11 protein-coding genes are annotated in these 10,926 nt (G+C 53.1%); 4 read left to right on the top strand and 7 right to left on the bottom strand.

From position 1 onward, the window contains the following. Together ACOSYY_RS15750 and ACOSYY_RS15745 are read right to left on the bottom strand one after the other, a co-directional pair. A partial coding sequence (locus ACOSYY_RS15750) for an FAD-dependent oxidoreductase (RefSeq protein ID WP_421663576.1) occupies positions 1-540 on the bottom strand: 540 nt, incomplete at its 3' end. Further along, the gene (locus ACOSYY_RS15745) at positions 537-1,400 is read right to left on the bottom strand and encodes an HDOD domain-containing protein (RefSeq protein ID WP_421663575.1); all 864 of its coding nucleotides are present in this window, start codon (positions 1,398-1,400) and stop codon (positions 537-539) included. The genes ACOSYY_RS15750 and ACOSYY_RS15745, both read right to left, overlap by 4 nt. A 351-nt stretch (positions 1,401-1,751) precedes the next feature. On the opposite strand from ACOSYY_RS15745, the gene ACOSYY_RS15740 reads away from it, so the two are divergent. Next, positions 1,752-2,072, top strand: a complete 321-nt coding sequence (locus ACOSYY_RS15740) for a cupin domain-containing protein (protein ID WP_421663574.1) — start codon at positions 1,752-1,754, stop codon at positions 2,070-2,072. 134 nt (positions 2,073-2,206) lie between these two features. Here the strand turns inward: ACOSYY_RS15740 and ACOSYY_RS15735 are convergent, their stop codons facing one another. From ACOSYY_RS15735 to ACOSYY_RS15715, 5 genes are all read right to left on the bottom strand, one after another. Further along, positions 2,207-2,668, bottom strand: a complete 462-nt coding sequence (locus tag ACOSYY_RS15735) for a c-type cytochrome (RefSeq protein WP_421663573.1) — start codon at positions 2,666-2,668, stop codon at positions 2,207-2,209. A 261-nt stretch (positions 2,669-2,929) separates the two neighbouring features. Further along, on the bottom strand, positions 2,930-4,801 hold the full coding sequence (locus ACOSYY_RS15730; RefSeq protein ID WP_421663571.1) for a transketolase: 1,872 nt from the start codon (positions 4,799-4,801) through the stop codon (positions 2,930-2,932). A gap of 602 nt (positions 4,802-5,403) precedes the next feature. Continuing rightward, complete coding sequence (locus ACOSYY_RS15725) at positions 5,404-6,069, bottom strand: fibronectin type III domain-containing protein (RefSeq protein ID WP_421663569.1); 666 nt, start codon at positions 6,067-6,069, stop codon at positions 5,404-5,406. A gap of 276 nt (positions 6,070-6,345) precedes the next feature. Further along, positions 6,346-7,185, bottom strand: coding sequence for a sulfite exporter TauE/SafE family protein (locus ACOSYY_RS15720; RefSeq protein WP_421663567.1), 840 nt, complete (start codon positions 7,183-7,185; stop codon positions 6,346-6,348). Positions 7,186-7,191: 6 nt separating this feature from the next. After that, positions 7,192-7,626, bottom strand: a complete 435-nt coding sequence (locus ACOSYY_RS15715) for an RrF2 family transcriptional regulator (protein WP_421663565.1) — start codon at positions 7,624-7,626, stop codon at positions 7,192-7,194. Between the two features lie 318 nt (positions 7,627-7,944). Between ACOSYY_RS15715 and radA the strand changes: the two genes are divergently transcribed. The 3 genes from radA to tsaB form a co-directional block, all read left to right on the top strand. Next, on the top strand, positions 7,945-9,309 hold the full coding sequence (gene radA / locus ACOSYY_RS15710; protein ID WP_421663563.1) for a DNA repair protein RadA: 1,365 nt from the start codon (positions 7,945-7,947) through the stop codon (positions 9,307-9,309). 169 nt (positions 9,310-9,478) lie between these two features. Further along, positions 9,479-10,261: a hypothetical protein gene (locus ACOSYY_RS15705; RefSeq protein WP_421663561.1), complete on the top strand. Its 783-nt coding sequence runs from the start codon at positions 9,479-9,481 to the stop codon at positions 10,259-10,261. 10 nt (positions 10,262-10,271) lie between these two features. Then, positions 10,272-10,926, top strand: a 655-nt coding sequence (gene tsaB / locus ACOSYY_RS15700; protein ID WP_421663559.1) for a tRNA (adenosine(37)-N6)-threonylcarbamoyltransferase complex dimerization subunit type 1 TsaB, incomplete at its 3' end; no start/stop codon positions are given.

Below are 10,926 nucleotides of genomic sequence, written 5' to 3'. Positions count from 1 at the left end.
AGCCAGTGACCGGGGCAAGTACATCATGGAAAGCAGTGAGTCGCTGTCGAGGATGTGCTCGTGGTCGACGGGAATCTCTTCGGGGTTTTTAGGACGCGAGCCCGTGGCTACCACGATGATGTCGGCAGTGAATTGTTGTTGCGCTCCGTCCACGGTTTGCATTTCGATCGTGTGTTCACTTAGGAAACGCACTCGTCCGTGAAACAGTGAGATGCCGTTGCGCCGGATCTGACGGCTCATAAAAGAATCGTGCGCTTGGACGACGTCTTCAAGACGGCTCAAGAGAGTCGCAATTTGAGTATCGGGTTTGAGGCTGAATTGGAACGCTTCTCCCGCCCGTTTAAGTCCGTCCAGATGGAGGGCGCTTTCTCGCAGCGTCTTGCTGGGGATCGTGCCGCGATAGACGCAGCTGCCTCCGATACCGCGCTCCCGCTCAATCAACGCCACGCGCTTACCGACCTTCGCGCCTTGGACCGCCGCTTTTTGGCCGGCTGGACCGGCGCCGATCACGATAATATCGAATGCAATGGGCGTACTCATAAATTGAGCGCATTCACCACAGCCAGCACATGATCCTTTCTGGCCAGGAGTTGGTTGATGTCGTTGGGATATAGATTGAGTTCCCCGAAGACTGTCTGCGCACGGAGCGTCGCTTCCAACATATCATCCGGGGTCAGGAGATGGCTCGCCAGTCTATCGGCGGCACAGGTGAGCAGGCACTCTTGACGGAATGAATCGGCGTGGTCGTAATCTTCGTAATATTGGATCGCTGCCGCTACTTGTTTGGGTAAACTCCATTTTTCTGCGATGAGTGCGCCGACGCGGGAATGGTAGCCGTCGACCCAGCCATGTAATACCGATTTCTCAAGTGTAACTCGTTGCGCATGTGCAAGGGTCGCCACCGTCTGCAATACGACGGGTTTTCCGATTTCGTGCAGCAGACCGCAAAGGTATGCGCTTTCGACGTTGACACGTCTCATGCGGGCGACTTCCTTCGCGAAGGCTCCGCTCGCCAGCGAGTGGCGCCACAGTCGTTTTACATCGTCCTCATGTCCCGGAACTTTGAACGCGCCGGACTTCAATGAAGCCGTAAAGGCAATCTCAGACAGCAGGGTAATGCCCAGCATGGCCACCGCGTGCTGGAGAGAGACCACAGGGCTGCGAGGCATGTAGGCCGGTGAATTGGCGATCCGCATGACATGTGCAGCAAGCGCTTGATCTTGGTGAATCAAGGATGAGAGTTTCGCCGCATCGGAGGCTGGATCCGCCGCCAACGCCAGCACCTGGCTGGCGGCTTGTGGGAGCAGGGGGAGCTCAACCTCTCCTGCCTCAATTTTTCGGATGAAGTCTTGTTCCAGCCGTTCAACCGGGGTGGCTACCGATCCTATTTCAGAAGCCATATGAGGGTTACTCCTCGAATGCGAGTATGTGGGTCACGACTTTCCTTTTCGGCTGCTTCCCCATAAAAGTTTAGTGATCGTGACTTTGACATCGTCACCGACTATACTTCGGCCAGCATTATGAGGGAATCATGATCGAGGTAGATTGGCGGCAAGTGTCGTCGTATCAGTGGCGTTTGCGAGCGGTGTCAAAGAGAGATCGGATGAATGAAAAGGCCTCTAATACAAAGTCGCACGAGATCGGGAAGGGATGAACAATGCTCTGAACGAACTCAAACATGCATACATGAGTTGTTGTCCTATATGTCGTGACTATCGGTTCTTACGTGCGGAGACAGGGGAGTATCTATAATGAAGGTCGTGACACTTGCCGACTTCCAGCAGTTTACCGACGACAAAATGAAGAAGAACAATCTGTTTCAAACGGAGCGCTTCTTCTGTGATATCTATTGTTTCGAGCCGAGACAAGAACAAAAGGGTCATGTCCATGGCGACCAGGATAAGGTGTATATCGTTCTAGAGGGACAAGGAACATTTCAGGTCGGTACAGACCATCGAATGCTTGAGGCAGGGCAAGGAATTCTGGCGCCAGCCGGGGAGGAACATGGTGTGAAGAACCATACGAGCCACCGGCTCATAATATTGGTGTTTGTCGCCCCTAATCATGCTTAAAGTTTGACAGTGCAGTAGTGCCGAATGAACAAGGGAAAGAGAGCATCATGCTCTCTTTCCCTTTGAGTTGCGTTACCCTATTGTATAGGGTCGATCAGTCGTTACTACTCTTCAGTCATTCTCTGCACGTTATCTTAGGGTTTGTAACACGAGCGATCGGCCGGCTTACCTCCGTGTGAGAACTGATTTTCATATGCCATGACTTGCCAGATCTGTTCCTCGGACAGGAGGCCCTTATTGGCCTTCATCTTGGTCTTGGGAACACCTTCCGATACCCGCCAGAACCAGAAAGCATCTGAGAAACGGCAGACGAGTTTTGGATCACGAAGATCCCGCGCCCCCTTTTTTACCGGTGCGCCGTCTTTTCCGTGGCAACTGCTGCAGTTGACCTCCGTTTTGAATTCGCCCCTATAAATTTTTCCCCCTTCCTCAATGGCTTTTGGATCGGTCCACCCGCCGGCCGGCATTTTTTTGTCGGCATAGTCTGGCGGAACCGGAGGCAATGGGGGTAGATCCTCGGCGGAAGCCATGCTTCCTGAAAACACCAAGGTACATCCCATTATCAGCGCTGAGAGGCTCGCATTCCTTCTCGTCATTCGTACCCTCCTATTGAATGTAATGGATCAGCTACCGTCTTGTTTACTAGAGTCGTTCGCAGTGCGGTGCAGTTTCGATTGGCATGGACTATACCATATTTTCTCGGGTAAAAAACGAAAACCTAAGATACATCATGTCGCCACGTGATCTGACTTTGTGACATCAATGCCGGACTGCAAGGAATGTTTCGTAAGGCGAATCATTTGCCGATGGGCAATTGTGATGCGGAAGGTTTTCGTTCGGACGGTTCCATGTCCAACTTAATGTTCACGGATGATCTGTTTGGTTGTATCAACAATGGACCGCATTCCAATTCCATAGCGGTCGACGAGCTCATCTGGCTTGCCACTATGTGGGATTTCACGAACGGCGAGTTTATAGACTTTCATGCCCTCCGTTGCAACGGCGCTGAGAACAGCATCACCAAGACCTCCGTGGGCGTAGTGGTCTTCAACCGTGAGAATTCGGCGCTGGGTCGCCCGACCACTCTCCAGCAAGCTAGTTCTATCGATGGGAACGATGCTGTAGAGATCGATCACGCGAACGGCAATGCCTGCTGACTTCAACTGGTCATGGGCTTTCAAGGCTTCAAACAGCGTCACTCCTGCTGCCACGATTGTGAGTACATCCGAAGCGCTCTGCCGGAGGATTTTGCTGCCGCCGATGTGGAACCGTTCCTCTGATCCGTAGAGGACCGGAGTCTTCGGTCTTCCGGCACGGATATAGACCATCCCCTTACGCTTCGCAGCTTCCTCGACTAATTGATAGGTTGCGGTGCCATCTGAAGGATAGAGCACCGTCACGTTTGGTTGTGCCGCCATCATGGCGATATCTTCCAAACCCATTTGCGACGGTCCATCTTCGCCGATGCTGACGCCGACATGGGTTCCGACGAGCTTAATGTTTGAACCGCTGATCGCGGCCATACGGATGAAGTCGTAGGCGCGACTGAAGAAACAGGCGAAGGTTGCGGCAAAGGGAATTTTGCCGCAGGCAGCCAGACCGGCGGCGGCACCCACCATATTTTGTTCCGCGATGAAACTCTCAAAGAACCGATTGGAAAACTTCTTGCCGAATTTGTCGGTGTACGTGGAGTTTTTTACGTCGGCATCTAGTGCGACGATCGAGGGGTTCACAGATCCCAAGGCTTCCAATGCCGTACCGAAGGCTTCACGCGTTGCGACGGAGTCTCCGATTTTATAAGGCGCGGGGGGCATCGGGGCGATGGGTACAGGAGCGGTGCTGGGAGCGGATGGTTTTGGAATTTGAATCACCGCGCCGTTCGGGCTCAATTGCTTCGTGAGTTCGTCGAGGGCCTTTTGAGTCTCTTCGCCTTTTTTAAGCGGTTTGCCGTGCCAGTCTGGCTTATTCTCGATGAATGAAATACCCTTGCCTTTGTACGTTCGAGCCAGCAACACGGTCGGTTGTCCTTTGGTGCGGGCAGCCTCATCAAACGCCGTGAGGATGGCTGTGAAATCATGACCGTCAACGACGATGGCATGCCATCCGAATCCTGCCCACCGGGAACGGTACGCATCCATGTCATGCTGCAGCATGGTGGGGTCGCTCTGACCCAGTCGGTTCACATCAACAATGGCGCACAAATTATCCAAACCATATTGTCGGCCGATCTCGGCAGCCTCCCAGACTGATCCTTCGACCGATTCTCCATCACCCATCAACACGTAGGTCCGATAATCGAGCCTGTCGACGAACTTCGCGTTCAACGCGATGCCGATCCCAACGGGAAGTCCTTGCCCAAGCGAACCAGTGGCCATATCGACGAAGGACAAGCGGGGAGTCGGATGTCCTTCAAGGTCGGACGCCAAGGTGCGCAATTTTAAGAGCTCGCTCTGCGGAAAGAGACCCGCCTCCGCCCATGCAGCGTAGAGCAGCGGAGCCGCATGTCCTTTTGACAGGATAAAACGATCGCTGTTAGGCGCCTTTGGATTATGGGGATCGTAACGCATGACGGAGAAAAACAATGCGGCGACGACGTCGGCAGCGGATGCGCAGCTCGAGGGATGGCCGCTCCCGGCCTCGCTGGTAGCCCGCACACTGTGGATGCGGAGTTGAGTTGCCTTATTGTGTAAGGCATTGAGTAGTTCAGGGGAGGCAATTAAACCGGCCATGGGAGATCCTTTCGGAAAGAGATCAAGGACGTGTAGTATTTGATTGTATGCTCTCGGCAGTAGCCTGACAGAACTTGAGGCTAACAAATCGTCCGGGCAGAGGTCAATGACGAGATGAGCTCTGTAATTCCACAATGATATTGCCTCTTCCTCGCAATAGAAATGTCAGATATGTCCTCTGTAGACTCCTAGGTATGAATGAGGTGAGCGGACAGAATCATGGAAGCGAACTTCGGCGAGTCCTGTGATTCCCAGTCCTCGCGAAGCAGCTGACGCGACAACAGGCCGGTAAGGCACGAGGGTTCACGCCGCGGTCGATTGAGGCCGAAGATTTTGCAGGGCTGGCGCATTGGAGAGGAGCAACTCCCACCAATTGGCGGAAGACCGCGCCACCTCCCCGCGGCAGGTCCTCGCACTCTATGCGGCGTTAGTGATTTTGGTCCGACGCTGACGGTAGAACAGCAGGCAAAGTATCTCCTGATCCCACGCCTAGCGACGAACCCCTCGGGCGCTTGCTGCAAACGCAGAGGGGCCGTTCCTGAGGCGCGTCGTGCTCATTTCCGCGAGACCCTTCGCCGCTCGCCTGTGAACTACATGACATGTCAGGTCCCAGCGGGAGGCGTTATCGCTGTGACTTCATTCGAACAAGGGCTTTCAAAGCTATCGTAAGCACTGACGGCAAAGAAATAAGGCGTGTTGGGTTCAAGTTCGGCGATCGTGACGGATGGAGTATCAACAGCTATCCGCTCCTCATAGGAGCACACCCCCGGACTTTCTGCTGGCTGTTTCCCGTAGTAGACGTAGTAACCCTTTCTCTTGGGATCAGAAGATGGTTGCCATGTTAAATTGGCGGCTGCTCCGGTCGGTGTGGAGGACATTGAAATGACCGGGTTGTTCTCCGGAGTGGCAGGTAAGGAAGCGATGAGGTCTTCCGTCTCCTCGGAGCCTGATATGCTTGGATCACTAGCTACATCGGCAGGGGAGGAAGTGGAATCACCAGCTTCTTCCAAGATGGGCATGGGTTCTTCTCCACCCATATCTGGTTCAGTATCGTCGAGAGAAGGCTCCGAGTTGGAAAGATCCGAATTTGAATCAGTCGTGGCGTCTTCTGTTGGTGTGGCGAGGCTGGAAATCATTGGTCCTGCCTCTCCCTCACCGCCGGTACAGCTGGCTAATGGTAAAAGAATGATGCTCAACAGGATGAGATGGAGAATTGAACCCATAGACTTCCGGCCACCAAGTTGAATCAACGTCTTATTTGACAACATTGAACCTCTCCCTATGGTTGATGGATGACCTATCGTGTTGCAGTGCAACCTCGGGGTATTCCTAGGGAAGGATGGGCCAAGCAAAACGAATGCCATTTTTGATTGTAAAAGTAATAAGTTTATTCAATGGCTTATAAATTTACTGCAGCCATGAGGGGTGGCTGGAGTGAAGGGCTTAGCATCCAAATCAAATTCGGCAATGGAACAGCGGAAGCTGTTAGGACCTGAGCCACTTGCTCTGTGATGAAAGACAGCTGAATGTATTACGAGGGGATATTATGATTGGGGATCTGCTCGATCTCTAAAAAATCGAAACAACAGGTAACCGTTTATGAGAATCACGATCGACAAGATACTGTAGGTTGTCATGGGTGTGGCAAAATCGAGTTCCACTAACACCCGAGACAGGCCGAATCCGACCACTAACCCGTCGAATGCCATGCAAATGCGTCTGAACGTTTCGGGATCCATCAATCGGATGAGATAGGTTCCGAGTGGAATACCAATGATGACGCTCGGAACGATGTAGGGAATAATATCCATACTGTCGGCACTGTAGAAGCCGATGAATCCATACGCAATCGCTGTGAGGGAGGATTCAGCGACACGAATGACTCCCAAGGCAGCGCGGAAATCTTGTTTGGCGTATCCCTGATTGTTGAAGAGCAGCGCAAGAGGGGGACCGGAAATGGTCGTGACCGAATAGAGTGTTCCGATTCCAATTCCAAACGGGATGGCAATAGCCTTTTCAGCCTGAATGGGTCTTCGGATACCGGCAGCTTGAAGGAGGATCAACGGTAATAAAAAGAAATAGGTGACGAATTTGATCCATGCAGGCTGAACCAAAAAGAGAATATAGCTACCAATGCCGATTCCGACGACCAGACCGATCAGAATGGGAACCACACGCCGCCAGATATTCGGGATACTGTTCCGATTCATGAACAGCACATATCCATTAATGACGAGTTCGATCAGCACGAGGGCAGGGTTCAATATGCGATTGGTGTAGAACAACAAGGCCACGGGAACAGTAATGGAGGAAAAGCCGTACCCTAAGGCGCCGTTCACTGTGGCGGCGATAAACGTAATGAGGACAAGAACAACTGTATCCATGAATGCTTAGCCTTCGGGATGGTCTGCGGCAAAGTCGGCGAGCGAATAGTGATCAAGGATTCCGGCAATCGCATCACGGACCGTGCCCATGACTTGTTGTACGGGACACCGCGTCTTATTCGTATAAGGACAATCGCTGCATTTCTGGTACGCCGTCTTACTGACACAGCCGATCGGCGCCAGCGGACCATCGAGTATGCGGATGACTTGACCGAGTGTGATCTCGTTCGGCTGTTTGATAAGGACATATCCTCCGTTGACACCACGCCGGCTGGAGATGAGGCCGGCTCGTTTGAGCGTGAGAAGAATCTGCTCTAGAAATTCAACGGGGATATGCTGGCGAGCGGCAATGTGGTGACGCTGCAGCGTCATCTTTCCATGGGCCAACGTGAGTTCAAGCAGCGCCCGGAGGCCGTATTCACTTTTCTTCGAGAGCTTCATAAAGTAGAGTGAGTTTATCAACAATAGTTAGGGTAAATCATGATGATTCGTCAAGGTTAAAGTTTCCGACCGAAGCCCTAATCTGCAGTGGACTGTCGCTATCTCTCCATCGGTAACCCGCGACGCTATTTGCACAGACACTCTCATGGTGACTACCTCACGTGGATTTAGATGTATTTGTGATGTGGTCTTTCTAATCCTTCCGAAATTCAAGATGCCAAGCTGAGTTCGTCGCTTCATACGGCTCTTCCAAGCTTTTATTCTATGCATAGATTCATTAAGATGGATGCATTGGTATAGTTTTCATCCACGAGGCCATTGTTGAAATCCAAGGTCGTCTTTTCTTGCCAAGCCTGTGGACATCAGGCGCCACGATGGCTCGGTCGCTGCCCAGACTGCGGCGGCTGGAATACGATGAAAGAGGAGCGACAAGCGTCTACGGGGAAGGGACGGCCTGCTGCCATGAAGATAACTCAGGCCAAGCCTACGCCTATTAATGAAATCGAAGTAGTGGGGGAGGACCGACGGCTCACCCGTATTGGTGAATTCGATCGAGTTCTGGGAGGTGGAGTCATTCCCGGCGGGGTGATCTTGATCGGAGGCGATCCCGGAATTGGGAAGACGACGCTGCTCTTGCAAGCCTTGCCCCGGTTGGCGACGAAGGAGGCCCCGGTTCTCTACGTCTCTGGTGAAGAGTCTCCCCGGCAGATGAAGATGCGAGGACAGCGGCTAGGCATCGAGCATCCGCATCTGTTCATTCTCGCCGAAACTTCCCTTGAGCAGATTCTGAAAGCAGTCCAGGAATGTGGGCCGGCTGCCGTCGTGATCGATTCAATTCAGACGGTGTACACGGAACAAATGACATCTGCGCCTGGTAGCATCAGTCAAGTTCAAGAAGTCGCTGGGCAGCTGATGTGGTTTGCGAAACGAGCCGGTGTCCCGGTCTTTATCATTGGGCATGTGACCAAAGAAGGGGCGATTGCCGGGCCACGGCTGCTGGAGCACATCGTCGATACGGTTTTATACTTTGAGGGAGATAAAGGGCACAGCTACCGAATTCTCCGCGCGGTGAAGAATCGTTTTGGATCGACGAACGAAATTGGGGTGTTTGAGATGAAGGAGGCAGGGCTTGAAGAGGTGAATAACCCCTCGGAGCTATTTTTGGCTGAACGCTCTGAACGGAGTACCGGATCTGTGGTTGTGTCGAGCCTTGAAGGTACAAGGCCGATACTGATCGAATTGCAAGCACTGGTTTCCTCAACAACCTATGCCATGCCCAAACGAATGGCGAATGGAGTGGAGGTCAATCGAGTCTCGCTGCTGCTTGCCGTGATGGAGAAACGGCTCGGAGTCCATCTTTCCGGACAAGATGTGTATGTGAATGTCGTGGGAGGGATGCATATCGACGAACCGGCGATTGACTTAGGCATTATTGCGGCTGTCACATCTAGTTTACGGGAGGTGTCTGTCGAGCCGGGAACGGTGGTCTTAGGTGAAGTTGGCTTGGGAGGTGAGGTGCGCGCCGTCAGTCAGGCTGAACTGCGCATTCGAGAGTCCGCCAAGATGGGGTTCAAGCGATGTATTCTGCCTGAACGAAATCTCATGAAGCTCGATCCCATCGATGGGATTGAGCTGATCGGGATTCAAGAAGTGCGAGAGGCATTGGATGTGGTGTTGGCGTAGAAATGGGGAAGCGAGAGGCAGGCGAGGCTCAGTGCTCGTCCAGCGTGCCGCCTCACAATACTCTTGTGTCATGCGCATAGATTCTGCCCCACCTCTGCGTTCTTGTAGGACGGAACGGAGCGGGAGTAAGGGGTTGGAGCGCGCTCTCGGTCTCTGCATGGCGACTTTCATGTTGACCGGTTGTACTCTCATGACGCCAAGAGAAGAACTGCCGCTCAGAAAAGTTACGGCGCAGGAATTGACGGCTCTTTTGCATCACCGTGAAGCGGCCATCCAATCTGTGAAGGGATTGTTCAGCGCGAAAGTCCGGGGTGGGCTCATTCCAATCGCCTCACGAGTCGAGGGCGCGGTCTACTACCGTCGGCCGAACGCTTTGCGGCTGAGAGGCTTTACTCCTCTCGGAAGCGAGTTGTTCGACTTTGTTCAAGCCGATGATTTGTACAAGCTCCGCTTGCCTCTCGAGGGGAAAACCTATGCTGGTCACCGGTCTGACATGAAGGATGTGGGGAGGTTGGCTCGATTCTCTCAGTTGAGTGTATGGGCGCTCGGTAGTGTGCTGGGGACGAATTCCGTTGCCAGGGATGAAGCAGTTAAGGTCATAGAAGAGAAGGGCCGATATCGCCTCGATGTCTATGCGCCGACCGCTGAGGGAACGGGCTCGTCGCGTCCTCCGATCCGCCGCCTATGGTTTGACCGCCGATTGCTGGTGGTACAAGAAGACTGGCTTGGGTCGAGTGGAGAGGTCGAGGCGACGATTCAGTACGATGATTTTAGGCCGCTCGAGGAGGGAAGTGTTCGAGCACAGGCTGTAGGTGATGAGGATATTCGGCTATTCCGGCCGTTCAAGATTTCTCTCGAAGATGGTCGCGGACAAGGCTCAGTACAAGTTATTTTCCATGAGATGCATCACAATCAAGCTATAAGGGTAGAAGACTTAGGCCAGCTCTCCTAATAGATCATCGATGAAAATCCTTGCGGTTGAAACGGCCACGACCTGGCAGAGTATCGCGATCCTCGAAGACCAGCTCATCTTAGCGATGCATGAGCAAGAGGCTGGTGGTATTCAGAGCTCTCTCCTTTTGCCCGCTATCGATCGACTATTGTCTCAATCCGGATTGCGACTCAGCGATCTCAGTGGCCTTGCCTGTTCGATCGGGCCGGGGTCGTTTACCGGTATTAGAGTGGGTATTGCAACGTGCCTTGGACTTCGGGGGGCCACTGGTCTTCCGCTGGTATTGGTACCGACATTGGAAACCATGGCGAGGAGCCTGGAAGCGGCATCCGTTCCTATCTGTCCGATATTGATCAGTCGTCGTGGGGAAGTCTATTGGGCGATTTTTCGCTGGGTAGGGGATCAGCGATTGAATCGTGTGCTCAACGAACAAGTAGGAACTCCAAAAGCGTTAGCGCAGAGTCTCACCGAACACACGATCGTATTTGGAGACGGATGGTCGTCGATGGGACATGAGATCCAAGCGGCATTGCGGCCGTCAGTCACCGTCACGGTAGGGCCCGATCAAGTCTTCAGGCCTTCCGCTAGCCAGGTCGCTCGTATCGGAATGGAGCGGCTTCGTCGAGGCGAGATCGCCGGCGAAGTAATTGCGCCGCTGTATGTTC

The organism is Nitrospira sp. BLG_2 (assembly GCF_049222245.1).
This window is presented reverse-complemented; position numbering and strand designations above follow the sequence as displayed.

Coding starts and splice junctions, on each gene's coding strand:
- ACOSYY_RS15745 (WP_421663575.1), bottom strand. CDS start 1,400: ATGGCTTCTGAAATAGGATCGGTAGCCACCCCGGTTGAACGGCTGGAA.
- ACOSYY_RS15740 (WP_421663574.1), top strand. CDS start 1,752: ATGAAGGTCGTGACACTTGCCGACTTCCAGCAGTTTACCGACGACAAA.
- ACOSYY_RS15735 (WP_421663573.1), bottom strand. CDS start 2,668: ATGACGAGAAGGAATGCGAGCCTCTCAGCGCTGATAATGGGATGTACC.
- ACOSYY_RS15730 (WP_421663571.1), bottom strand. CDS start 4,801: ATGGCCGGTTTAATTGCCTCCCCTGAACTACTCAATGCCTTACACAAT.
- ACOSYY_RS15725 (WP_421663569.1), bottom strand. CDS start 6,069: ATGTTGTCAAATAAGACGTTGATTCAACTTGGTGGCCGGAAGTCTATG.
- ACOSYY_RS15720 (WP_421663567.1), bottom strand. CDS start 7,185: ATGGATACAGTTGTTCTTGTCCTCATTACGTTTATCGCCGCCACAGTG.
- ACOSYY_RS15715 (WP_421663565.1), bottom strand. CDS start 7,626: ATGAAGCTCTCGAAGAAAAGTGAATACGGCCTCCGGGCGCTGCTTGAA.
- ACOSYY_RS15705 (WP_421663561.1), top strand. CDS start 9,479: ATGTTGACCGGTTGTACTCTCATGACGCCAAGAGAAGAACTGCCGCTC.